The sequence below is a fragment of the Bacteroides sp. 2_2_4 genome (assembly GCF_000157055.1).
GTDB classification, from domain to species: domain Bacteria; phylum Bacteroidota; class Bacteroidia; order Bacteroidales; family Bacteroidaceae; genus Bacteroides; species Bacteroides ovatus.
Window position 1 is genome coordinate 474,670 of the sequence record NZ_EQ973357.1, and the last position, 26,546, is coordinate 501,215.

17 protein-coding genes are annotated in these 26,546 nt (G+C 40.1%); 14 read left to right on the forward strand and 3 right to left on the reverse strand.

Annotation, left to right across the window (positions count from 1 at the left end):
* Window positions 1-83 precede the first annotated feature (83 nt).
* Genes BSCG_RS19745 through BSCG_RS19735 form a run of 3 tightly spaced genes read left to right on the forward strand, consistent with a single transcriptional unit; the run spans window position 84 to window position 2,507 of the window.
* Window positions 84-1,001: a YitT family protein gene (locus tag BSCG_RS19745; RefSeq protein WP_008775348.1), complete on the forward strand. Its 918-nt coding sequence runs from the start codon at window positions 84-86 to the stop codon at window positions 999-1,001.
* Window positions 1,002-1,051: 50 nt separating this feature from the next.
* Window positions 1,052-1,633 (forward strand): non-canonical purine NTP diphosphatase, encoded by a 582-nt coding sequence (locus BSCG_RS19740; protein WP_008775349.1) that lies wholly within the window; start codon window positions 1,052-1,054, stop codon window positions 1,631-1,633.
* Between the two features lie 31 nt (window positions 1,634-1,664).
* The gene (locus BSCG_RS19735) at window positions 1,665-2,507 is read left to right on the forward strand and encodes a flagellar motor protein MotB (RefSeq protein WP_008775350.1); all 843 of its coding nucleotides are present in this window, start codon (window positions 1,665-1,667) and stop codon (window positions 2,505-2,507) included.
* A 144-nt stretch (window positions 2,508-2,651) separates the two neighbouring features.
* On the opposite strand, the gene nadA is transcribed toward BSCG_RS19735, so the two are convergent.
* Window positions 2,652-3,590 carry a quinolinate synthase NadA gene (gene nadA / locus BSCG_RS19730; protein ID WP_004298721.1) on the reverse strand — a complete coding sequence of 313 codons (939 nt, stop codon included), beginning with the start codon at window positions 3,588-3,590 and terminating at the stop codon, window positions 2,652-2,654.
* Between the two features lie 502 nt (window positions 3,591-4,092).
* Between nadA and BSCG_RS19725 the strand changes: the two genes are divergently transcribed.
* A complete protein-coding gene (locus BSCG_RS19725; RefSeq protein ID WP_004298728.1) occupies window positions 4,093-4,620 on the forward strand; it encodes an RNA methyltransferase in 528 nt (175 codons plus the stop codon).
* Between the two features lie 360 nt (window positions 4,621-4,980).
* Here BSCG_RS19725 and BSCG_RS19720 read toward each other — a convergent pair whose 3' ends face one another.
* Complete coding sequence (locus BSCG_RS19720) at window positions 4,981-5,559, reverse strand: DUF4294 domain-containing protein (RefSeq protein ID WP_032849390.1); 579 nt, start codon at window positions 5,557-5,559, stop codon at window positions 4,981-4,983.
* 144 nt (window positions 5,560-5,703) lie between these two features.
* Between BSCG_RS19720 and BSCG_RS19715 the strand changes: the two genes are divergently transcribed.
* The 10 genes from BSCG_RS19715 (at window position 5,704) to BSCG_RS19670 (ending at window position 22,227) form a co-directional block, all read left to right on the forward strand.
* Window positions 5,704-7,752: a helix-hairpin-helix domain-containing protein gene (locus tag BSCG_RS19715; RefSeq protein ID WP_008775352.1), complete on the forward strand. Its 2,049-nt coding sequence runs from the start codon at window positions 5,704-5,706 to the stop codon at window positions 7,750-7,752.
* Window positions 7,753-7,795: 43 nt separating this feature from the next.
* The gene (locus BSCG_RS19710; protein WP_008775353.1) at window positions 7,796-8,305 is read left to right on the forward strand and encodes a sigma-70 family RNA polymerase sigma factor; all 510 of its coding nucleotides are present in this window, start codon (window positions 7,796-7,798) and stop codon (window positions 8,303-8,305) included.
* A gap of 31 nt (window positions 8,306-8,336) precedes the next feature.
* Window positions 8,337-9,515 (forward strand): FecR family protein, encoded by a 1,179-nt coding sequence (locus BSCG_RS19705; protein WP_008775354.1) that lies wholly within the window; start codon window positions 8,337-8,339, stop codon window positions 9,513-9,515.
* A 133-nt stretch (window positions 9,516-9,648) separates the two neighbouring features.
* Window positions 9,649-13,002 carry a SusC/RagA family TonB-linked outer membrane protein gene (locus BSCG_RS19700; RefSeq protein ID WP_008775355.1) on the forward strand — a complete coding sequence of 1,118 codons (3,354 nt, stop codon included), beginning with the start codon at window positions 9,649-9,651 and terminating at the stop codon, window positions 13,000-13,002.
* Window positions 13,003-13,018: 16 nt separating this feature from the next.
* On the forward strand, window positions 13,019-14,542 hold the full coding sequence (locus BSCG_RS19695; RefSeq protein ID WP_004316103.1) for a RagB/SusD family nutrient uptake outer membrane protein: 1,524 nt from the start codon (window positions 13,019-13,021) through the stop codon (window positions 14,540-14,542).
* 9 nt (window positions 14,543-14,551) lie between these two features.
* The gene (locus BSCG_RS19690) at window positions 14,552-15,235 is read left to right on the forward strand and encodes a DUF4843 domain-containing protein (RefSeq protein WP_004316104.1); all 684 of its coding nucleotides are present in this window, start codon (window positions 14,552-14,554) and stop codon (window positions 15,233-15,235) included.
* A 17-nt stretch (window positions 15,236-15,252) separates the two neighbouring features.
* Window positions 15,253-16,926, forward strand: coding sequence for a PKD-like family lipoprotein (locus BSCG_RS19685; RefSeq protein ID WP_008775357.1), 1,674 nt, complete (start codon window positions 15,253-15,255; stop codon window positions 16,924-16,926).
* 15 nt (window positions 16,927-16,941) lie between these two features.
* The gene (locus tag BSCG_RS19680; RefSeq protein WP_008646934.1) at window positions 16,942-19,290 is read left to right on the forward strand and encodes a zinc-dependent metalloprotease; all 2,349 of its coding nucleotides are present in this window, start codon (window positions 16,942-16,944) and stop codon (window positions 19,288-19,290) included.
* A gap of 25 nt (window positions 19,291-19,315) precedes the next feature.
* The gene (locus BSCG_RS19675; protein WP_008775358.1) at window positions 19,316-21,373 is read left to right on the forward strand and encodes a DUF5117 domain-containing protein; all 2,058 of its coding nucleotides are present in this window, start codon (window positions 19,316-19,318) and stop codon (window positions 21,371-21,373) included.
* An 80-nt stretch (window positions 21,374-21,453) separates the two neighbouring features.
* On the forward strand, window positions 21,454-22,227 hold the full coding sequence (locus BSCG_RS19670) for a radical SAM protein (RefSeq protein ID WP_004302827.1): 774 nt from the start codon (window positions 21,454-21,456) through the stop codon (window positions 22,225-22,227).
* A gap of 343 nt (window positions 22,228-22,570) precedes the next feature.
* Here the strand turns inward: BSCG_RS19670 and BSCG_RS19665 are convergent, their stop codons facing one another.
* A complete protein-coding gene (locus BSCG_RS19665) occupies window positions 22,571-26,542 on the reverse strand; it encodes a hybrid sensor histidine kinase/response regulator transcription factor (protein WP_032849391.1) in 3,972 nt (1,323 codons plus the stop codon).
* Between the last annotated feature and the right edge of the window lie 4 nt (window positions 26,543-26,546).

The window sequence follows — 26,546 nt, forward strand, 5'->3', positions numbered from 1 at the left end:
AAGTAATAAGTATTATCCATAGTCGTTTTCCAAATATATCCGTCAGGTTAATACTTATTACTTAATACTTGAACTTAAAATCCATGCATAAACTGACAAAAGCGGAAATAATGAGAGAAGTGAAAGATTACATCTATATCACTCTCGGATTGATAAGCTATTCTTTGGGATGGGCTGCATTCCTGTTACCTTATCAGATAACTACCGGAGGAACTACCGGTATCGGAGCTATTATCTATTATGCAACAGGATTTCCAATTCAGTGGTCATACTTCATTATCAATGCAGTTCTGATGACGTTTGCCATCCGGATATTGGGTCCGAAATTCAGTATAAAAACGACTTATGCTATTTTTACGCTGACTTTTCTGCTTTGGTTATTCCAGTTGGTGGTGAACAATTACGTAGAAGCACCGGATATGACGCCGGACGGTAAGCCGCTGTTGCTCGGTACAGGACAGGATTTCATGGCCTGTATTATTGGTGCAGCCATGTGCGGTGTAGGCCTCGGTATCACTTTCAACTACAATGGAAGTACGGGTGGAACAGATATTATCGCAGCCATCGTCAATAAATACAAAGATGTATCACTCGGGCGAATGATTATGATTTGTGATGTATTCATTATCAGCTCCTGTTACTTTATATTTCATGATTGGCGCCGGGTTATTTTCGGTTTTGTCACCCTGTTTATTATTGGTGTTGTGCTCGACTGGATTATCAACAGTGCCCGTCAATCGGTTCAATTCTTCATCTTCTCCAAGAAATATGATGAAATAGCCGACCGTATCATTAAAGACGCCGACCGGGGAGTAACGGTACTCGACGGTACGGGATGGTACAGTAAAACCAATGTGAAAGTGTTGGTAGTACTTGCCAAGAAACGTCAGTCACTCGAAATTTTCCGTTTGGTAAAACGCATTGATCCGAATGCTTTTATCTCTCAAAGTTCCGTTATCGGTGTGTATGGCGAAGGATTCGATAAGCTGAAAGTGAAATAATAACCGGTTGATAAGTAGTGAACAACCCTGTTAAAACAAAAAATAAGATGATGAAACGCAAACTTGTATTTGCTACCAATAATGCTCATAAACTGGAAGAAGTGGCCGCTATCCTGGGAGATCAAGTAGAATTATTAAGTCTCAATGATATCGGTTGCCAAGCGGATATTCCCGAAACTGCTGAAACACTGGAAGGAAATGCGTTATTAAAATCTTCCTATATCTACAAAAACTATCATCTGGATTGTTTTGCCGATGATACGGGATTGGAAGTGGAAGCCTTGAACGGAGCTCCCGGAGTCTATTCCGCCCGCTATGCAGGAGGTGAAGGACACGACGCCCAGGCAAATATGCTCAAACTTCTTCACGAACTGGACGGAAAAGAAAACCGTAAAGCACAATTCCGCACCGCTATTTCGTTGATACTGGACGGAAAGGAGTATCTCTTTGAAGGAGTGATAAAAGGCGAAATAATCAAAGAAAAACGTGGTGATTCCGGATTTGGCTACGATCCTGTATTCATGCCTGAAGGTTACGACCGGACTTTTGCCGAATTGGGAAATGATATAAAAAACCAAATCAGCCATCGCGCACTGGCTGTACAGAAACTTTGTGAGTTTCTGCAAAGCTGATTATACATACCCACTTAAAATATAAAACACAATGAAGAAAATTACTTTATTTACTTTACTTACGCTCCTATTGTGTACTTCGTGTGTAACAAAAAAGAAGTTCATGCTTGCAGAGATGGCAGCCACCGCAAGCAAAGACAGTCTGCAAGGGTTGTTGAATAACTCCCGCGAAGTTGGTAACCAGCTATCGGCACAAGTCAAAAACCTCTTGCGTGATACGACCAAGATGGGGAACAGTATCCGCCAATATCAGAGTATGTTGAATGTCAACATGACTGAACAGGAAAAACTGAATGCGCTGTTGAGCCAGAAGAAAAATGAGCTGAACGAAAGAGAACGCACGATCAATGAATTGCAGGACATGATTAAGGCACAGAATGATAAGGTACAAAATCTCTTGAGTAATGTAAAAGATGCATTACTTGGTTTTAGTACTGACGAGCTGACCGTTCGCGAAAAAGACGGAAAAGTATATGTAGCGATGTCCGACAAATTATTATTCCAGTCAGGAAGTGCCCGCCTAGATAAACGTGGAGAGGAAGCTCTCGGCAAACTGGCCGAAGTATTGAACAAACAGACGGACATCGACGTATTTATCGAAGGACATACGGACAACAAACCGATCAATACTGTACAATTCAAAGATAACTGGGATTTGAGTGTGATCCGTGCCACTTCCGTAGTTCGTATCCTCATCAAGAATTACAATGTAAATCCTTTGCAGATTCAGCCTAGCGGCCGCGGTGAATATATGCCTATTGATGACAACGAAACAATAGAAGGAAGAAGCAAGAATCGCCGTACGGAGATTATCATGGCTCCGAAGTTGGATAAGTTGTTCCAGATGCTTCAAAGTTCGGAAGAATCCAAATAAAAAATAATTGATTCAATAATCAACAATAAAAAATCCTCTCGGTTAATAAACTGGGAGGATTTTTTTATCTTTAAAGAATTGAATTATTTTAAAACAGTTTCTAACTGTTATTCATTCAAGAACAATAATAAAAACCAAATTTCTTTATAATCCCAACTTAGCCGAAATCTCCAACATCCGCTGAATCGGCTTCACTGCCTTCTTAGCCACCTCCGGATCTACCGTTATTTCCGGTGCTTCATTCTTCAAACACTCATAGAGCTTCTCTAACGTATTCAACCGCATGAAGCTACACTCGTTACATCCGCACGTACTATCGTTCGGAGGAGCAGGGATAAACGTTGTCTGCGGACACTTCTTCTGCATCTCATGCAAGATACCCGATTCGGTAGCCACAATATACGTGTTTTCCGGATGGTTCACGGCATACTTCAACAATGCTGCCGTAGACCCTACCACATCCGCCAGTTTCAAAACCGTACTCTTACATTCGGGATGTGCCAAGACCAACGCTTCCGGATGCTGCGCTTTCAATTCCACAATCTTTTCAACAGAGAACTGTTCATGCACGTGACAGGCTCCGTCCCAAAGCAACATATTCCTGTTCGTAACAGAGTTGATATAATTACCCAAATTCCTATCCGGACCAAAGATTATTTTCTCATCTTTGGGGAAGCTTTCCACGATCTGCTTCGCATTGGTGGAAGTCACCACCACATCTGTCACTGCTTTCACGGCAGCTGTTGTGTTGACGTACGAAATAACGGTGTATCCCGGGTGCTCTTTGACAAACTGTGCAAACTGATCCGCCGGACAACTGTCCGCCAACGAACAACCTGCCGCCATGTCGGGTACCAACACTTTCTTGTCCGGACAAAGCACCTTTGCCGTTTCCCCCATAAAGTGAACGCCACACATCACAATAATGTCCGCTTCCGTTTTGGCTGCCCATTGAGCCAATGCCAAACTGTCGCCAACGTAATCGGCGATGTCTTGTATTTCCCCTTTCTGGTAGTAGTGTCCCAGAATGATTGCATTCTTTTCTTTCTTTAGCTCGTTAATAGCCTTTATGAGTTCATTCATAATAATATTCTTATTTCTTTCCTTTTAAAAAAAAATCCTTTGTTAGTGATGATAGCCTGTTAATAATGTTAGCAAATAAATACGATTTCTCTTGCCAGATAAGTTATTAGTCCATACTTCTGCTTTATGAGTCGGTTATGAACTGATGTAAAGGGCAAGATATCCTATTCTACTTGCTTCATTATCAATGAAAGCATCGTTAAATGCCGTCAAATGGAAGTTTGCTATTAACTCCCTGTTGATAAAGTGCAAAGTTAAAAACTTTATGGATATAAACAGGCAGATAAGTGCTGAAAAATATGTTTATGTCTGTGTAGAAAGTTTTGGGTTAGTTTTTTGGAATGTTCATAACGAAGGTCTCTTATATCTTCTTTTGAATAATGCAAGAATTATTTTTCAAAATCTTTGCCGATAGTTTTGACAGGTTTTAAACCGTTATCAACACCTTGTTAACTGAAAAGAATTACCTTTGTGGACAAGAACATAATAAAAGAAAAGACGTATGCGTAAACTGAAAATAACAGAGCTGAACCGTATCAGTGCCGAAGAGTTTAAACAGGTTGAAAAACTGCCTTTGGTGGTAGTGCTGGACGATATTCGTAGTTTGCACAATATAGGTTCTGTGTTCCGTACTTCGGATGCTTTCCGTATTGAATGTATCTATCTGTGTGGTATAACAGCTACCCCACCGCACCCTGAAATGCATAAGACTGCGCTGGGTGCAGAGTTCACTGTCGACTGGAAGTATGTTAATAACGCTGTTGATGCTGTTGATAACCTCAAAAACGAAGGGTATATCGTTTATTCTGTAGAACAGGCGGAAGGAAGCATCATGCTTGATGAACTTCAGCTGGATAAAACCAAGAAGTACGCTATCGTTATGGGAAACGAGGTGAAAGGGGTACAGCAGGAGGTTATTAACCATTCGGATGGCTGTATAGAGATTCCTCAATATGGTACCAAACATTCGCTAAATGTTTCCGTAACTACCGGTATTGTGATTTGGGATTTGTTCAAAAAGTTACACTAATAGTCATAATACAGGATTGGTTAATAAGTTGTTTATAACGAGTTAATAGCTTAGTTAATTCATTTATAATCAATAACTATGTTCTGTTTATAACTATATGGAGCCATGTTGATTCTATGGGTGTTGGGTAGTTATTATTATAGTTGTTGATAGTTCGTTTTCAGGCTGTTAATATTTGAGTTGTCAGGTATTAACAGTCTATATGATACGTATTAATAGCTGGGAACTCAAGTATTAACTTCTGAGAAACCGGAAAATAATACCTTACAGGAAGTTTGTTAATTCTTGAAATGATAACTAGTATGGTTGAGTAGTGATCAATTAGTTTATAAAGTTGATAAACTTATAAGCCGATTGATTTTAGATCTGTCCGTTCTCCACCATCAACACTACACGTTCCGTTAGTTTGTCTTCACCTTGCGGATCATATTCTTTTTTTAAACTGGCTCCGAACAATGCAGCAAAAGTCTGATAGAATCCCGCTTTGAAAGGTCCCATAAATGCTTTTACCAGTTCATAACTGGTAGAATTGCTTTGGCGGTCTATTAATTTAATCAACAGTTTTCCCTGTGCAAACGAGAGTTTCTTCATTCGGGGAGTATATTGCTCTTTCAATCCTTTTTCAACCCGTTTGATATGTTTTTGGCGGGCTTTCTCATTGGGTAATGTCTGAAGATATTCGTAAGTTTCAATGATGGCCTGGTTAATTTCTCTGGAGATAGGATATACCTTTTTCACATTGCGAATCAGTCGGTAATATTCCTGGCGTTCCTTTTCATTTTTGAATTTCAACGGACGGAAAATATACACAGTTCTTAACTGGACACATGGAATGGTATCTCCATTGTAGATACACATCGGAACCAAATATCCATTGATGCTTTGTTTATCTTGAGCTTGCAGGCGCAACGAACAACAAACAATAGCAAACAGCGTCATTACTACTATGTTAAGCCTTCTTTTCACGATACAAAAATAGAATTAAAATTTTATTATTCAGACATTTCTCTTCGATGTTAACCTATTTAAAGTATCTTTGCGGCCTTATCTGTTAAAAAGCAGGAAGAATAAACCATTTTATTGATGAAAACTATTCAACTTTTACGGTTGATAAGTATTATAAACAGCCTGTTAATAATTCCTGCTTGTAGTGCTCAAAACCCTTCCGAAAGTCTTTTAGAAGATGTTCTTGAAGATTTATCTGTTAATAACGGAACTGATAACTCTGTTAATACTCCTAATTGGGAAAATGAATTGGAAGAACTTTCCAATCGTATGCAGGAACCAGTTAATTTGAATGTTGCTACCCGTGAACAACTCGAACAGTTTCCTTTCCTTAGTGATATTCAGATTGAACATCTGCTGGCCTACATCTATATACACGGACAGATGAAAACCATCTATGAACTTCAACTGGTAGAAGAGATAGATAGGCAAACAATCCAGTATTTACTACCTTTTGTCTGTATAAAAGCTATTAACAATGAACCTGCTTTTCGGTGGAAAAGTCTGTTGAAAAGCGCAGCAAAGTATGGAAAGAATGAGCTGTTAACTCGCTTTGATATACCATTTTATAGGCGAAAAGGTTATGAACATACCTATTTAGGACCTTCTGTTTATAACTCTGTGAAATACAGTTTCCGATACAGTGACCGACTCTATGCAGGAGTCGTTGCTGAAAAAGATGCCGGAGAACCTTTTGGAGCTTTACACAATCGCTACGGCTACGATTATTATTCCTTTTATCTGTTATTAAAAAATTGTGGACGATTAAAAGCATTAGCTGTTGGTAACTATCGGCTTAGTTTCGGACAAGGATTAGTGATTAGCACTGATTATCTGATGGGAAAAACAATCTACGCCTCTTCTTTCAACAGCCGTAGTAGCGGGATAAAGAAACATTCTTCTACCGACGAATACAACTATTTCCGAGGAGTAGCTGCCACTGTTTCTTTAGCAAAAGATTGGGATCTTTCCGGTTTCTATTCACACCGTTCATTAGATGGAGTAATCACTGACGGAGAAATCACCTCTATCTATAAAACCGGACTGCACCGAAGTCAAAAAGAAGCGGATAAAAAGAACCTATTCACCATGCAATTAACAGGTGGACACGTGAGTTATCAACACAACCGTATTCGACTGGGTATCACCGGTATTTACTACCTTTTCAACCGACCATACGAACCGGAATTAACAGGCTATTCCAAATACAATCTTCATGGAAACAACTTCTATAATCTGGGGATTGATTATGCTTATCGCTGGCATCGTTTTTCTTTTCAAGGAGAGACGGCCATAGGAAAACAAGGTTGGGCCTCTTTGAACCGTTTGCAGTATTCACCGGTTCAAAACACTCAAATCATGTTGATACACCGGTTTTATTCTTATAACTATTGGGCCATGTTTGCCCATTCTTTTGGTGAAGGAAGTACGACACAAAATGAACAGGGATATTATATCGGCATGGAAACTTCTCCTTTTGCCTATTGGAAATTCTTCGCCTCATTCGATTTATTTTCCTTTCCTTGGAAAAAATACAGAGTAAATAAACCCTCTCGCGGAACAGACGGATTGCTTCAAGCCACTTTCACTCCACGCAGCTATCTATCCATGTATCTGAAGTACCGCTATAAACGCAAAGAAAGGGATTGGACAGGTAGTAAAGGAACACTAACACTTCCTATTTTTCACCATCAACTTCGCTACCGTTTGAACTATTCTTTAGGAGATGTGTTAAGCAGTCGTACAACTTTAGATTATAATCATTTTCATTCTCAGGACAGAGCTGCTAATATAGGATATCAGGTTACACAAATGATATCCTCCCAACTGCCTTGGGCCAGGCTGTTTGCTGACGTTCAGGGCAGTTACTTTTTTACAGAGGATTATGATTCGCGCGTATATGCTTCGGAAAGCGGATTGCTTTATACGTTCTACACACCGTCCTTCCAAGGTCGTGGATTTCGCTGTAGCGTCCGTCTCAGATATGAACTGAATAAGCACTGGTTGTTCATAACCAAGTTTGGCGAAACAGTCTATTTAGATCGGAATGAGATCGGTTCGGGCAATGATTTGATCTGTGGAAATAAAAAAGCAGATGTGCAAATGCAACTGCGTATTAAGTTTTAATGTATATTTGTCTGCCAAAAATAATAGAAGAATACGATATTAAATGGATGACAGGGCTACTTTTGACAAAATGTTTAATGAATGGTATGCACAGTTTGTATATTTTGCATATTATTTTATAAATGACGCTGAGATATGCAGAGATATCGTAAGTGATGCTTTTGAGTATTTGTGGCGTAATTATGAAAAGATAGAAGAGGCGACGGCTAAAACTTATCTTTATACAATCATTCGTACACGTTGCATTGACTATCTTCGCAAGCAAAATATCCATGAAGAATATGTAGAGTTTACTTCGCAATTAACTGATAAAATGATAGAAAGCGATTCGCAACATTCTGATTCTCGTGTTTTGCGTATTCGTAAAGCTATGGAAAAGTTGACTCCTTATAATTATCATATATTGGAAGCATGCTATATTCATAATAAGAAATATAAAGAAGTGGCCGAAGAATTGAATGTAAGTGTTGCGGCTATTCATAAGAATATAGTAAAGGCTTTGCGTATTCTTCGCGAAGAATTGGGTCAAGAGGGTAACCGGAATAGACTTTAAAACGTAAATATATATATTGAATACATTATTTATGGATGAAAAGAATATAAATATAAGTAAGTCGGAAGAAGAACTCCTGGAAATTATGGAGAATCGTTCTCATATAACTACTGATCAATTGCATAATTTGAAAGAAGATGAGGAGTGCTTGCAGGCATATTCTGATTTGGCAGAAATTGTGATAGAAATGCAGAAAAAACAAAATATGCTGGCAATTGATGTCCGGAATGAATTGGCAGATTTTCATAATAAACATTCTAAAAACGATCGAAGAAAAAATACGCGGATACTGTTGTGGGCCAGTGCCACGGGTGTAGCGGCGACTGTTGTCATAATTTTAGTTTTGCGTGCAATGATGATTTCGTCGCAACCGGAAATCATTCAAGTGTTTCAAGCCAATCATGTTGCCCAAGAAGTCACTTTACAAGTGAATGATGAGAAGGAAATAAAACCACTAAAAGAAGTGGTAGAATCTCTTTCGTCTTCCTCTACTGCACAGTTGTCTTCTAAAGAAATAGATTATAGTCGTGCTCTTCTTCAGACAGAAACCAAGGAAGTAGGAAAGCAGAAAGTACAGATACATAGATTAAGTATTCCCAGGGGAGAGACATTCAAAGTTGTTTTATCCGAAGGAACCGAAGTCTTCTTGAATTCAGACAGCCGATTAGCTTACCCTACGATTTTTAAAGGAAAAGAAAGAGTCGTCTCTTTGGAAGGTGAAGCTTATTTTAAAGTTACTAAAGATGCAAAACATCCTTTTATTGTGAAAAGTGGAAATCTACAGGTTCGCGTATTAGGAACGGAATTTAATGTGCGTAGCTACTCTCCTATTGATGTCCGTGTTACGCTCATTACAGGAAAAGTGGCTGTTAGCGATACTTGTGGAATTCATAGTGTTGAAATGATGCCGGGACAAAGTGCACAGCTTTCTTCTGACGGAACGTTTGCTGTGAACGAGGTGGACATTGAATCATTTTTATATTGGAAGGAAGGATTTTTCTATTTTGACGATGTTGCCCTGGTTGACATGATGAAAGAAATAGGGCGTTGGTATAATATAGATATTGAGTTCCGCAATAGCAAAATTATGGATCTTCGTATGCATTTCTTTGCAAATCGTCACCAAGACATCTTTCACTTGATTGAATTATTGAATCGAATGGAGAGGATACATGCTCATTTTGAAACAGGAAAACTAATTATTGAATAAAAAACGAGCAAAAAGTCATAAATCTGAATAGAAATATATATTTCTGAAAAATAAATTCTTTTAAGGGTAACCATTCTTTTTTAAACTTCGTATATAATTAAAAGAATGAAATATTATTTAACTATTCGGGCTTATGAAAAAGAATCAAGCACAAAAGTTCATTGTCTTGTTCTTGTTTTTCCTTTTTGCCTATTCATGGCGTGTTGAAGCGCAAACAGGTAAGGAAAAGCAAATAACAATGGAGTTTAAAAATGAAGGATTACCCTCTATTTTTAAACGTTTTGAAAAAGTATCGGGATATAAAGTTCTTTTTATCTACGATGAAATCAGTTCTTATACTTCTACCGGAAAAGTAGAAAAAGCTACAGTCGATGAAGCATTGAAAGTGATTATCGGGAAAAATCCGTTGAAATACCACATTGACGGACAATTCATCAATATCACAAAAGAGGATTCTAAAAAGTTTTTTTCACAAGTAAAAGGAAAAGTTTTTTCCGAGGAAGACGGACTTCCTGTTATCGGTGCCACTATTATCGTAGAAGATGCCAATAATATTAGGGCTATCACGGACAATAATGGTAATTTTCAGCTTTCTAATGTTTCGAAAGATAGTCGGGTTAGAATATCGTATGTAGGTTTGGAGACTCAGTTCTTGAATCCTTCATCCTATATGTCGGTAGTGATGAAGTCTGATACAAAAGCACTCGATGAAGTGGTGGTGACAGGTATGTTTAATAGAAAGAAAGAGGGATTCACTGGTTCTGCTGTTACTATCAAGGGTGAAGAACTGAAAAAGTATAGTACGAATAATGTGGCTAAAGCGATAGCTGCTGTCGCTCCCGGGCTTCGTATCATGGATAATATCAATATGGGGTCTAATCCGAATAATCTGCCTGATATGCGTATGCGTGGCGGTGCAAATATGGATTTGAATGCACAGGCTACGGTAGATTTAAATTCTGCCAGTAATGATGTGCTGGCAGTTCAGGGCGAATATGAGACCTATGCCAATCAACCGCTGCTTATCATGGACGGATTTGAAATCAGTATACAGACACTTGCTGATATGGATCCCGACCGTGTTGCTTCCATCGTTGTGTTGAAAGATGCGGCAGCTACGGCTATTTATGGTTCGCGTGCGGCAAATGGAGTAATTGTTATCGAAAGCAAGACTCCCAAACCGGGACGGATTTGGGTGACTTATGGTGGGGAACTTCGTATTGAAGCTCCGGATATGACCGGATATAATTTAATGAATGCAAGAGAGAAGATAGACGCAGAGTTGCAAAGCGGGCTTTATACATACGGTGGTGAGACAGTTGAAAAATGGCAGCTCTATCAATCTAAATTGCGTGAAGTGCTGGCAGGAGTAAATACTTATTGGCTGGACAAGCCTTTGCAAACAGCTTTCCAACAACGACATACGGTTACGTTGGAAGGTGGTGACGAAGCCTTGCGTTATCGGATGTATGTCGGATATAATAGTTCTCCGGGTGTGATGAAAGACAGCAAACGTGATGTACTGACCGGTTCACTTGATTTTCAGTATCGTCTGAAAAAGGTGTTGTTAAAGAATAGCATTACGTTGGATAATTCGGTGGCTAATGAGTCTCCGTGGGGAAGTTTTAGTGAATATACCCGCTTGAATCCTTATCTGCGTCCGTATGGAGAGAACGGAGAAATACAAAAACGGCTTGATAATTTCGAAGGAGTGGGTGGTGAGTCGAGCTACCTGAATCCGATGTATAATACAACATTCAACAGTAAAGACCAAAGTAAAAACTTTACAGTACGTGAACTTTTCAAGGTGGAATATAATCCTACTAATGAATTACGGTTTGAAGGAGCTTTTAATCTGTCCAAGAGCGTAGGACATCGTGATATTTTTCGTCCTGCACAACATACGCTTTTTGATAATGTGACTGATCCTACCTTAAGAGGTGATTATCGCAGAAGTCAGAGTGAAGCTGTCAATTGGGGCATAGATTTAACAGGAAGCTGGAATAAGCAACTGGAAGATCACTACCTGACTGCTAATGCACGTATGAGTGTATTGGAGAATAATTCGGAGACTTATGGAAACTATGTGACTGGTTTCCCGAATGATAATATGGATAACTTGTTGTTTGGTAAGAAATATAATGAGAAGGTGACAGGAGATGAGAGGACAACGCGCTCCATTGGTTGGGTAGTTGCTGGAGGCTATTCTTATAAATATAAGTATTCGTTCGACTTTAATATACGCTTGGACGGTTCTTCTCAATTTGGAAAAAATAACCGTTGGGCTCCTTTCTGGTCAACCGGATTACGTTGGGATTTGAAAAAAGAGAACTTTTTGAAAGATGTATCTTTTATTTCTGATTTTATTTTGAGGGGTACATACGGTACGACCGGTTCCCAAGGTTTTGATCCTTATCAGGCACATGGTTATTATACATATTCCAATTTACTGCTTCCTTATTACTCGTCGGATGCAACAGGTTCGGAAATCTTGGCTATGCATAATGAAAGTTTAAAATGGCAGACTACAAAAAGTACTAATCTTGCCTTGGAACTCGGGTTTTTCGATCAGCGTTTTACTGCACGTGTGGAATATTATCGGAAAATAACAGATAATATGGTTGCCAATATAAGTCTTGCTCCTTCTCTTGGTTTCAGCAGTTATCCGGAAAATCTGGGAAAGATAGAGAATAAGGGTTGGGAAATTTCTCTCTCGGCTATTCCTTATAAAAACACTGCTAAACAAGCTTATTGGACAATTACAGTAAACGGTTCTCATAATACTGACAAACTATTGAAAATATCGGAAGCGATGAAATACAGAAATGATAAAAGTGCATCAGATTTAAAAGATACGCCGTTGCCACGTTATGAAGAAGGTGAATCTCTTTCCCGTATCTGGGTAGTACGTTCATTAGGTATTGATCCGGCTTCCGGAGATGAAATATTATTGAAACGTAACGGGGAGATGACGAGTGCCGTTAACTGGAGTGCGAATGATGTAGTACCTATTGGTAATACAGAACCTAAATGGCAAGGATATATTAATTCTTCCTTTACATACAGAGGTTGGGGAGCAGATGTCAGCTTCAGGTATCAGTTTGGCGGTCAGGTATATAATCAGACCTTGCTTGACAAGGTGGAAAATGCTAATTTGAAATATAATGTAGATCGACGGGTAACTCAGCTACGTTGGGCGAAACCGGGTGATAAGGCACAGTTCCGTATTCTTAATCCTAACGGTTTGGAAACGAAAGCCACTTCCCGGTTTATAATGGATGAAAATATATTCCAGGGAAGTTCGTTGTCTGTTTACTATCGTATGGATCGTACTAATACAAAATTTATTAGTCATTGGGGATTGAGTTCCGCTAAAGTGACGTTTAATATGGAAGACTTTTTCTATTGGTCTACAGTGAAACGCGAAAGAGGTTTGTACTATCCGTATTCCCGTCAGTTTACATTTGCTCTGAATGTTGCTTTCTAATTAAAAACCTATTTGTATGAAACAGATAATATATATACTATTAACAACAACAATGCTGGGACTTATGTCTTGCAGCGACTGGTTGGATGTATCTCCGAAGACTTCTATTCCTACCGACAAGCAATTTGAGTCGGAATCAGGATTTAAGGATGCGCTTACAGGTATTTATTTGAAGTTGGGAACCACGACATTATATGCCGGAGACTTGACTTATGCTTATTTGGATGAGTTGGCAGGATTATATTCCGATTATCCGGGGTATAATACAAATGCTGTTTTCGACCAAAGTATCGTGTTCGATTATGAGAACATGTTTTTGAGTAAGAAGAATGGGATTTACTCAACGATGTATAACATCATAGCCAATATTAATAACTTCTTGGAGTACGTAGACAAAAATAAAGATGTTTTAGTTACCGAACGCTATTATGAAACTATGAAGGGAGAGGCACTCGGGCTTCGCGCTTTTCTTCACTTTGATTTGTTGCGTATGTTCGGTCCTGTTTATAAAGAACATCCTGCATCCAAAGCTATACCCTACCGTATTGCTTTTGATAAGGATGCCACTCCTGTTTTACCAGCCAGCGAAGTGGTTGACGCTATTCTCAAAGATTTGAATGACGCTGAAAAATTACTGAAAGAGAGTGATCCTCTTGATTTCTTTACCGATCAGACGGATGAAGATTTTATAGATAAAAATCATTTTCTTGTCAATCGTGAGTTTCGTATGAATCTATATGCGGTTAAAGCTATGCTGGCTCGTGTATATTGTTACAAAGGTGATGCGGAAAGTAAAGGATTGGCCACAGAGTACGCTAAACAAGTGATTGCTGCCTCTAAGTATTTTACATTGTATAAATCGCAGACTGCTTCCAATTACAATTCCATACGCTACGCAGAGCAAATCTTTGGAATAACAGTCAATGAATTCTCCAATTTGCTTATTGGAAATTATATGGATATGGAGAATACCAATACTCAGCAACATTTCTATCTGGATGGAGATAAATTTAAATTCTTCTATGAAACTGCCGATGCAGGGAATACTGACTGGAGAAAAAATACGGAAATGTTTGAGGTTATTAATGGGGCAAGTCGGACAGATGTTTTTTGTAGAAAATATAATCAGAAACCTTTGAATGGCGGATATGCTTATTCCGGTGCTGACGCTATCCCTTTGATACGCTTACCCGAAATGTATTATATTGTAGCAGAATGTGTTCCTTCTGCATCGGAAAGTGCTGACGCGTTAAATACCGTACGTTTTGCACGTGGTATCTCTTATAGTGATGAAATACCGACTACCGGATATGATGACCTTGATAATACTTCGGAAGAAGACAAAAACCAGACTAAACGTATTAATGAGATAATGAAAGAATATAGAAAAGAATATTTCGCGGAAGGTCAACTTTTCTATTTCTTGAAAGCGCATAATTATAGCACTTATTATGGTTGTGGGATTGAAACGATGACTGAAGCCCATTATCAGATGACGTTGCCGGATGACGAGTATATTTTTGGAAACAACTCTAAATGATGAAGCATTATGAAACGTATTATATATTTTGTTTTAGCTATTCTTGTTTGCGGCATTTATGTAGGATGCAGTGAAAACGAGATAGACTTATATGACCAGACACCTCGTATCAATTTCTATGGTAGCACTACGCATGTCCGTACTTTGGTTGATACGGATTATGTGAAGAAAGAACCTTATGCTGTAGACAGTTTCGAGGTAAGAATACAAGGAGATTTTTTGAAAGAGAATCGTGATTTCTGTGTGAAAGTAACTCCGAATAATGATTATCAGAATTCAGTGGATGTATTATTGGAAAGCAAGTATACATATACTGACCTTGATACAGTTTGCCAGATATTCTATTATAAAATAAATCGTCCGAAAGTAGAGGCAGGTAGAAATGTTTATGGTTGTTATCTGGAGTTTGATTTGAATAACCCTCTTCATCAGTTTGATAAAGGTCTGGTAGAAAAGAATCAAATCGTTTTAAATGTCAGATGGGAGTTGAAACCGACCGAATGGAGTGATTATGTGGGATTTGGCAGTTATAGCGATGCTAAATATATGTTTATTATGGATGTATGTCAACGTGTATGGGATGATTTGGAAGATGAAGATATTGATGTAATCAAGCAAGCTTATAGAGAATATAAGGAGGAGGGAAATCCACCGATTTTAGGTGAAGAGGGTGATGAAATAGAATATGAATAAGATTAAAAAGAAACGTTATGAGGAAATATATCATCTGTATAGTAAGTTTTATCGGAGCGGCTTTATTGCAAACAGGCTGTTACGATGACAAGGGAGATTACGATTATCATGATGTAAATACGATGGATATCGTAATACCTGAAACGAAGGTACGTATGCCTAAAGAGGAAGCAGTCGAAGTTTCAATTATACCCGAGATTTCTCAGACTTTGGAGCAAAATGAGAAAAACCTTGTATTTCAATGGAAGAAAACAATCGAAGGAAAGAAAGCGGGGTCGGACAGACTTAGTGATTATAAAGATTATTCCGTAGGCAAAGAATGTAAAGTAACAGTCGAGCCTTATGAATCCGAAAATATAGGTTTGATGTTGGTCATTACGGATAAAAAGAATGGAACAACCTGGTATCAGATAGGTGAAGTTGCAATTATTCGTCCTTTAAATCCTTGCTGGTTTGTATTGCAGGAAAAAGAAGGAAAGGGAGTATTAGGAGCGATAGAGGGTACTCCGGAAGGATATTATGTTTATCCGGATGTCTTTAAATCAGAACTGAATCAGTCATTTCCGTTAGAAGGAAAACCTTTGGCGGTAAGTGCAAGAAAAAACTATGGGGATTCGTTTTTAAGTAGTATGCTGGGTTTTTTTGGTTTTAAAGTAAGTCCGGCGTTAATGGTGGTAACCGATCGGGACTTGGCCTTGTTGACTCCAAGTACTTTAATAACGAGATATCCATCGAATAAAATACTTTTTGAACCGACTGGAAAAGGGGAACCGTTGAATATCGAGCTCTATAAGATGAGTACTCATGGTGAATTGTTTGTGAATAGTGGAAAAGCATATTGTGCTCCTATGGATGGATTTTGTGTACCATTCTCAGTAAAAAAGGAAAGTGAGTTTCCCGCCATTTCCGCTTATGGTTCGTATGGAGGAGGCTATTTGTTTTTTGATTCTGAAAATCATCGTTTTCTTGCTTCCTCTATTCTGGGTTTTAGCGATTATATGGTACCGAATTCGGCTACTCAAGATATACGTAATTATGGAACTAAATGGACTGATCAGAAACCTGTCAGGACATATTTAATGTCGTCTGATGAATCAAATGTCTTTGATCCAAATAAGATTGATCCGTCTTTAGAAGTGCATGACATTGTTACGGGAGGAAACGGGGGAAATTTTGCTTATGCAATTGCTGCTCCCCATAACGGAAAAGAGCTGACTGTGTTTAAATTCAGTGCGCAAGATGAAGATCCGATTTGTGCTGCCCGGTATACGATTGCTTTACCGTCCGAAGTAAATGTAGAAACAGCAAAATTTGCAGCTTCTTACGCGTATACGGCAAACCTTATATTTATGACATCGGGTAATAAATTATATCGCATTGATCTTGGTCGCGGAAGGGCAATTGAACTTTATACTTATGAAACTGATCCGTCAGCACAGATAGTTAGTTTTAAATTTAAGGACCCTGAAAGTGTGAGAGAGGAAGATGACGATGAGGAAATAGGCGAATATAAGGAGAAACTAGGTATGTCTCTCGGATTAGGCATCAATACAGCTGATAAAGGTGTAGTTGTAGAATTGCAACTGACAGTGGCAGGTGATGTATCCCGCGAAGAAAACAGCATTTGTGTTTACGAAGATCCCGAGCAACTCATTGGGAAGATTGTTGATATTAGCTATAATTATGAATAGTATAAATCGCTCTTTATGCTAAAAGGAATTATCAGTGCAATATTTCTTGCAGTTGCCTGTACTTTTTTGTACGGGCAACAGCCAAATATGGCTACTTTTCTAAAAGAAGGAGCACCAGTGGAAGTTATTCCCGGTATGTTTACTACTTATCGAAGTGGTAAACATATATATTGGGAAATTCCGGATTCATTGATTGGACGTGAATTTGCCGTAACAACTACTATCTTGACTGCTCCTGCCCGTCCGGATCGGGATATGGAGAAGAAATTCGGATATTCGGGTGATATGATAGGTCCGGTATTCTTCAGTTTCAGGAAACAGGGTGATGAATTGTGGATAGTAGATCCGTTGAATGAAAGGATTATTGAAAATCCTGCAGGGATATATGCAAAGATTGCTGCCCAACGTGGGAATAGCAGACTTTATAAAAGATTGCCGGTCAAAGCAAAGACTCAAGGAAGTAGTTTGATAGAGATTGGCGAGGTATTAAAAGATTTCCCTTTGTTTACGCTCGATATTGTATCTTTTGATTTATTGGTAGGTTCACGTTTAAAAGAGAAAGATTGCATCAAGGAAATCAAGGGATATGACAACCGCTTGTTGGTTCATATATCACGGGCTTATCGAAGTTCGTCAATAGGAATGCCCGGCAAACCTGTTTCTCCGTCTTATATTGGTGATTGGGATACGGGTGTTTGCATTAAATTATTATCAAAAAAGCCATTGGAAGCAGTTTCTGCAAATAGCGGAGCCTACTTTTCCATCGGCAAGGAATGTTTTCAAGGCGATCAGCCCGCTGTCCGGAAAGCTGTTATCAAACGGTGGCGTTTGGAGATAAAGCCGGAAGACAAGGAAAAGTACATGAAAGGGGAATTAGTGGAGCCGATACAACCTATTATCTTTTATATAGATCGCAACACGCCGGAAAAGTATATTGGTTGCATTATTGAGGCAGTACGTGACTGGCGTCCTGCTTTCGAGCAAGCCGGATTTAAGAATGCCATTGATGCACGATTGGCTCCCACTGCCGAAGAAGATCCGGATTTTAGTATTTATGACAGTACTTATCCGTTTATTTCATGGAAGATATCAGGACAGAATAATGCTTATGGGCCGACTCCTTGTGAATCCCGGTCCGGAGAGATTATTGCTTGTCACGTCGGTATTTTCAGCAGCGTGTTGAATTTGGAGCAAAAATGGTATTTTGCTCAATGTGGAGCCAATGACCCGCAGGCATGGAACATAGAATTTCCGGACTCTTTGCAATTGGAACAGATAAAACAAGTATTCATTCATGAAGTGGGTCACACATTGGGATTGGAACATAACTTTCTGGGTAGTTCCCATTATTCCATAGACCAGTTGCGTGATAATGACTTTTTGAGTCGATATAGTATAGGAAGTTCCATAATGGACTATGTACGATATAATTACGCTTTGCGTCCTCAAGATAAGGTTGATTTGAAAAACAGGCGGGTACGTGTCGGCGAATATGATAAGTGGGCTATTGAATGGGGATACCGTATATTTCCGGGTAAGGATGCTTCTGAAAGAGAAGAGAACAGAGAGCGTTGGAATCAGGAAAAACAGAAAGATCCTTCCTTGCATTTTTCAGGTGGGATAGATGTACGGGCGCAGGCGGAAGACTTAGGTAATGACCATGTTATTGTCAATACACAAGGAATAGAGAATCTGAAATATTTGTGTGAACATCCGGATGTCTGGCATGTAACGGACAAAACGTCTTTATATGTATTACAGGGGCGTTATGAAGCGGTATTGAATCATTATAAACAGTGGGTACAGCATGTTTTGTCGCATTTGGGCGGAAAACGTCTTGCGGAAGCCGATGATGAGAATATTTATATACCGGAAAAGGCTGATTACAATAAGAAGGTGATGAACTTTATACAGACTTATGTATTACAGCCTCCTGCGTGGATGTTTAATAAATCGTTTACCCATAAATTAGAAATAGATGCCAGTCAAGAATTCGACCGTTTTTATGAGGAACTTATGTCGGAAATAATCCGTTCTCTTCGGAAGGTGGAAGAATCAGAGAATGCTTGTGAGGATATGTTATCTGTAAATGAGTTTTTGGAAAGTATGCATGAAGGGTTATTCGTTGAATGGACTGATAATGTTCCTGTAAGTGAAGCGAAGCATAAGATACAGACGCTTTATGTAAATAAACTCTGTGATTTACTGGATCGGTCGGAAAAGATAACCTCCTCGAAATTATTAGTTTCTGTTATGCAAGCTTTGAATAGAATTAAGAAAGAGGGGCTTGATTATAGTAATAGGGTAGCAGAACCGGTTGCTAAAAAACGTGCTATGTTTCTGGTAGATAGCATTATATTTTAAGGATGAAAAGCAAATAAAGAGGCTCATGAATAAAAGAAAATATGTGATTATTATATTGTTGTGTATGGCCGCATGGCTCCAGGCACAAGATTCCGTCAAAGCGTTTGATGAATTCTTTGTCACCGGAATGAAAAAAATAGAGGGTGTATTTCCTGTATATGTAGCGGAGAAGGAGGTTTATCTGGAAATACCCCGTGAATATATCGGGCGGGAGATTGAAGTTCGCGGACAGATAGATAGAGGCTTCGATTTACTGAATCGTCCCGTTACCGGTTTGGGGGTAGTACGCATCATGTCTCCTGATAAAGCTACGATTTGTTTCCAAAAGCCGTTTTATACAGAGCGTATTCTGGATGAAAAGAGTGTATATCAGCGGTCGTTTTCGTTGTCAAATATACAACCTGCCGGTGATAGCTATCCGGTAGTGGCTTATTCGAAAGAACAAGGAGCCATTATCCGAATAACAAAATATCTGATAAATGGCAATGACTGGTTCAGCTATAATCATGGTTTTATCCGTTCGTTGGTTCCGGAACTGTCAGAGGTAACAAAAATACATCCTTTTGAAGGAGGGGTGTCATTTACGGTCAGGCGTTATCACGGGGTTGAGGCGGAAAGATATATGTTTTCCAGCTCTGCCATTATATTACCTGAAGGCAGCATACCTTTGGAGGTTACTTGTGTAGTACGTTTGCTCCCTCAAAAGAAAGATCAGATCCGCCTGGCAGATCACAGGATACCCTATCAGACATTGACTTTTAAAGATTATTCCCAAGATCCTTATTGTATGGTAGAAGATTCATTAATTCTTCGTTGGGATATGTCGAAACCGCTTATTTTTTATGTAGATACGCTTTTTCCGAAGGAATATTTTCAAGCTGTGAAAGAAGGAATATTGGTATGGAATACTGCATTCCGCAAGGCAGGTATCCGGGATGCTTTACAAGTGAAGTATGCAGACAGCAAGATTGTTCCGGCCGAACAGCGTGCTTTCGTTTCTTATGATTTGATGATGCCGGGGATAAAGAGCGACTTTACCTGTCATCCTCGTACCGGAGAAATACTGTCATGTCGGGTGAATATCGGACATGGATTTCAAAAAGGAAAATTGGATGACTATTTGTTGAGTTGTGGCGCTTCGGATCCGCGTATCATAGCCGACCGTTATGCAAAGGAAGTGGAAAAAGAGTTGTTGCAAAATGAAATAACAGGGGAAATCGGGCATCTTTTAGGTTTACGCGGAAATCTGTCCAAAAACTCGTGCGGAACGACTGTGAAAGTAGGGGAAGATGCTTGCCGGGCTATTTATTTTGGTTATAATCCTCTCAAAGGAAGTAGGAATTGCTATGATGAACGGGAGCAACTCCGTCGATGGATAGATAAAAACCTGCCGGATGGGACCCATTCTCTTCCTCCATCCGATTATGCAGCAAAGGTGTCAAATCTGCAGATTATACTAAATCAATTGGATAAGATTGTGTATAAAGGAGGAAAAAGGGACAAAGGAAGTTCACTCACTGATATATACAGGAAGGCTATTCGTCAATATGGAAGTTACCTGATGGGAATAGCTGAAACAGTGGGAAGTTCCCAACCGGCAGATACACAACATCAAGCAATGCTCGAACTGGATAACTATTTATTTCATCCTGTAGAAAAGATGGAATGTACGTATGTAAAAGAGAATTTACTGGAAGCAAGAAATAACATTCTATATCCGGAATTGGTAAAGATGTTCAAGCACTTACTAAGTATAGAAACAATATCGGCTCTTAGATTGCAAGCATTACATAGTAATCAAAAAGGATATAGTGATGACGATTTCTTCCGGGATTTGTATAAAGGGCTGTTTAATGATTTTGATCCGTCGGCTGCTGTAAGCTATGAACAAATGGATATCCAGTTGATATGTCTGGACGCATGGTTGGATATAATACAGGAAAATGCAAAACATACTAGTACAACGAAGCGTTTAAAGGATGAATTGCATAGTCTGTACAACAGATTGGAGAAGCTTAGTACGATACATCCCCAGGCAGAGGTGCGTGATATGTACACTTTACTTATGGGAAGAATTAAGTGAAAAAATAGTCGTACAGATAGGATAACCTGTAAGTTTTGGGTTATCTTTGCTATGATTTATGAATAAATAATTAGAATAAAATGACTATTATTTTTCCTTCACCCATCTTCGGCCCTATTCATTCCCGCCGTTTGGGCGTTTCTTTGGGAATCAATTTATTACCGGAAGACGGTAAGGTTTGTTCGTTCGACTGCATTTACTGTGAGTGTGGCTTCAATGCCGAACGTCGTACGAAGAAGCTTCTCCCTACCCGTGAAGAAGTCCGCACGGCTCTCGAAGAGAAACTGAAAGATATGCAGGCAAACGGTTCCGCTCCCGATGTACTGACCTTTGCCGGAAACGGTGAACCGACTGCGCATCCCTACTTCCCGGAAATCATAGAAGATACACTTGCGCTTCGCGACAAGTATTTCCCAAAAGCGAAAGTAAGTGTATTGAGTAACTCTACATTTATCGACCGTCCTGCCGTATTCGAAGCACTGAACAAGATAGATAATAATATCCTGAAACTGGATACGGTGGATGAAGAATACATTCATCTGTTGGACCGTCCTAACGGAAAATACTCTGTTAAGAAGATCATCGAAAAGATGAAAGAGTTCAAAGGAAACTGCATCGTACAGACGATGTTCCTGAAAGGAGGTTATCAGGGAAAAGACATGGATAATACATCCGACAAGTATGTGCTCCCCTGGATAGAAGCAGTGAAAGAAATCGCTCCCCGTCAAGTAATGATTTATACGATCGACCGGGAGACTCCCGACCACGATTTGCAAAAGGCTACACATGAAGAGTTAGACCGTATTGTGGCTTTATTGGAAAAGGAAGGTATTCCGGCAACAGCTTCTTATTGAAATATAATTCAACAGGGATATATTTCTAATAGATAATACGTAAGAGAGTTAATATAAGAGGGCGAATTAATAGAATTCAGAAGTTTTACTTCCTATTCTATTGCTCGCCCTTTTATTGGCTTCATGAGCTGTTTCAGCCTATTCTGACAAGGGTATATTCTCACTGCGATGAGAAATGTACTTCCCTGATAATTGAACTGCACCCCAAAAGTTAGACACAAAACTTTAGGAGTGCAGTTTTTTATGCGACATTCATTTGAAGAAAAACTCAATATTGTGAGCAAAGTCAAGAGCGGTCAGCTCATTAATACCTCTTTGGTTGTTCGGTTTCTTATATGAAAGGCTAGCTTCCTTTCTTCACATAATCTTTCGGCAATATCCCGAACTGTTTCTGAAAGCAGCGCGCGAAGTATGAAGGATTATTAAATCCTACGATGTAGCAGACTTCGTTAATCCGGTATTCCCCTTCCCGCAAAAGTTCTCCGGCTGTTTTGAGCCGTATCAACCGGATATAGTCATTGGGCGGCATTCCGGTCAATCCTTTCAATTTGCGCTGTAAGTTGGAACGGCTGACAGCCATTTCTTCTGCCATCTTGTCGATGGTAAATTCTTCATTGGTGAAATTGCGGGTAATGATTTCATTGATCGTGTTCAGCCATTTCACGTCTGTTTTGTTCATTAATGTCTGGTCGTATGACATATTCGGTACCGTTGTAAAGTGGTTGAACAGCATACGCCGGTTTTCTAGCAAATTATTGATAGTGGCCTTCATGTGGCTTAGCGAGAAAGGCTTTTCTATATAAGCGTCCGCGCCATAGTCAAGACCCGCAATTTTCGAATCGATGCTATCGAGTGCCGAAAGCAGGATAAACGGGATATGGCAAAGCATATTGTCGGAACGGATGGACTTTAATAATTCGAATCCGTCCATGTGAGGCATGACGATGTCACTGATAATAAGATCTACTGTCGTTGTCTCCAGATATTCCAAGGCTTTCTTGCCATTGGTGGCTGTATGGATAGTATAGGTATTTCCCAGATTTTTAGCCAGAAACTCCAGCATATCCGTCGTGTCTTCCACTACCAGAAGAGAGTAACCGGCGGGTTCGCCTTCTTCTTCCGAAGCGGGAACCCTGTCGGGCATGGAAGTGATGGAAGGGCTGACAGGGATGTTTTTCTCCAAATATGGAATTTCCACACATACCTCGCATCCTTCCGTATAGCCGGGATTGATATAAACCTTCCCTTTATGCTTCTCCACCAATAATTTGACGAGACTCAATCCGATTCCTACTCCCGATCCGTTGTTTCCTGTATTTCCTACCTGATAAAACGGTTCGAAAACCTTGCTGCATTCCTCTTGCGGAATACCCGGACCGTCGTCACGCACACACAAGGAGAGCGTGCGCCCTTCAGAAGACAGATGTTCGTCCATAATTACCATAATGCGGGTACGGGCATATTTCATGGCATTTGTCAGCAGGTTGCTGGCAATTTTAGTCAGCGCCTCCTGGTCTACATTATATTGCAGATGTTCTTTCGGAAGAGAGACACTGAAAGATATTCCGGTCAGGGAGATGGCACGGAAACGGTCGATGATGTCCTCTATCATCCGGTTGATATCCACTTCATTGAATGAAAGCGTATAACCTTCCTTGTCCACTTTGCGGAAGTCGAGCAATTGTTTGATAAGCTCCATCAGTCGGTTGGTGTTCTTCCGTATCACAGACAGGTTGCTTTCCACTTCACTGTTCCATTCATGTGTTTCCAGAATAGCTTCCAGCGGAGCTTTGATAAGGCTTACCGGAGTCTTGATTTCATGCGCCACTTGAGTGAAGAATGTAATTTTCGACTGGAACAACTCCTGATTCTTTATTTGTTCCATCTCTTTCATCTTTCTTATTTTCACAGCCTGCTGCTTACGCAAATAAAGCTTTACCAGAAAATATGCGAGACCACATGCAATTAGTAAATAGAAAATCTTGGCATAAATGGTCTTCCAGGGTGGAGGAAGAATTTCAATATGCAGGCAACAGTCGTCATTGCTCCAATATTCATCGTTGTTACTTGCTTTCACACGGAAAGTATATTCACCCGGAGGCAGGTTGAGAAAAGATACGTTATGTTTATCCGTGTATATCCATTCTTTGTGAATACCGTCCAGTTTGTAGGCATATAAATTCTTGCTGGGAGCCACATAACTAAGACTTTCGAACGTGATGTCGAACGACACCACCTGATAAGGAACAGTTACCTGTCCGCTAAGAGCAGGTATACGCTTGCTAAGGCTTACTTTGTCGTCGGGGCTATGCATATATACCGCCGAGATAGACGCTGTAGGTCTTACCTTATTAATAGATAATTTGAACGGATAGAAACAATTGAACCCGTTCACCCCACCGAAATAGAATTTCCCGTCACTGGCTTGCAGGGAAGAACGGAAATTGAACTGGTTGCTTTGCAATCCATCCTCGATGGTATAGAGTTGTGCCCGTTTGTTTTGCGGCTCATACCGGATCAGTCCCCTGTTGGAAGAAAGCCAATAGTTACCCGATTGATCGTCCAGTATGCCATAGATGATATTGTTCGGCAGATTCTCTTTGGTGGAGAAGTTTTCAAAACGGTCTTCCTGATAGTGATAACGGCAGATGCCACCGCCTTCAGTACAGAACCATAGATGCTGTTTATGATCGATATACACACGGATTACCCAGTTGCTGCAAGGAGAATCAGGATTTGCCGGGTCGTTGCGATAGTTGTGCAATTTGCCGGTTTGGCGGTTGTAACGCCAGATACCATCCCTTTTGCTTGCCAGCCACAAGTCTCCGTATGGGTCTTCAACCATGTCGTAGATAAAGATATGGCTTAAAGGTTCCAATGTCCGGAAAGAATCACTTTCCGGGTCATACTGGCAGAATCCGGAGAGCGTTCCCAGATAAATGCTGCCATCCTTCGTTTGATAGATGGAGTAGATATGGTCGTTAGGAATTGAATGTGGGTTTGCGCGGTTATGGCGATAGTTTTTCATTTTTCCCGTTTGAATATCCAGGATATATAATCCACGGGAGAAACTGCCAATCCACAATTTTCCTTCATTGTACAACAGTGCATGGATATTGTGATAACCGATATTAGGGTTACTGCTTCTCAACAGATGGTTTTTAAACTTCTTCGTGCGGGGATCAAAGAGATTCAGTCCCCCGTCTTCGGTAGCAATCCAAATGTTTCCGTCGGGATCTTCGCAGAATTGGCTGATGACATTTCCCGAAAGAGAATTTTCCGTACCATTGGGATAATACCACTCAATATCCTTATGCTTGGGAGACAGGTAACTCACCCCACTGAAATACGTCCCGATCCAGATTCCCCCCTCCCTATCCTGATAACAGGCATAGATACTTTCTTTATTTTGTCCGTCGTCGGTAGGCAGACATTCTCCTGTCGTGGTGTTGAATGTATAAAGTCCGTCGTCGGAGCCGAGATAGAAAGAGTTGGCCGTCCGTTGAAACAAGGTGCGGATGCGTGGAATGGTAAGCGTGTCCCCTTCTCCGAAGTAATAGCGGAATTGCCCTGTCTCCTTATTGAACCGTGCCAGTCCCCCGTACCATGTACCCGCCCATAATACTCCCTGCGAACTTTCCATCAAAGAGATAATCTCGTTGCAGGCAGGACGTCCGAAAGAAGTATCTTCGGATATATACCCTGTGAAGTTGTCCGTGCGTTGGTTGTATTTTGCCAGACCATTCCGGGTGCCTATCCAGATAGTTCCGAACGAGTCGTTGTAGATCACCCACACGTGATTGTCCGGCAATGAATGAGGATCGGAAAGAGAATGTAGATACTGCCTCAACGTACCTTTTTTCTCGTTGTAGACAAACAGTCCGTTGGCTGTTCCGATCCATAACTGCCCGTCGTTGTCGTATGCCATTCCAAAGACACTGTTGACTGTCACCCCGTCTTCCGTCTGTGTATCGAATACGGAGAACTTCTCTTCCCGCGAGTCGAATAAATACAGCTTCTCCGTACTGGCCACCCAAATCTGATTGTTATCCTGATGGCGGCAGATCGTTACTATATTCATATAACTGTTTCCACCGTTTTCTGACGAATGTCCGTAGTTGGTGAACTCGATACCGTTGAAACGATTCAGCCCGTCCTGCGTTGCAAACCACATATATCCGATGCTATCCTGGAGGATGCTCCGGACGCAATTGCCCGATAACCCTGATCTAACGTCATATTTCTTGTAGATATTGGCGAAGACCAGAGAAACCGATGTCAGCAGTATACATATAGATAAGATGGATCGTTTCATAATT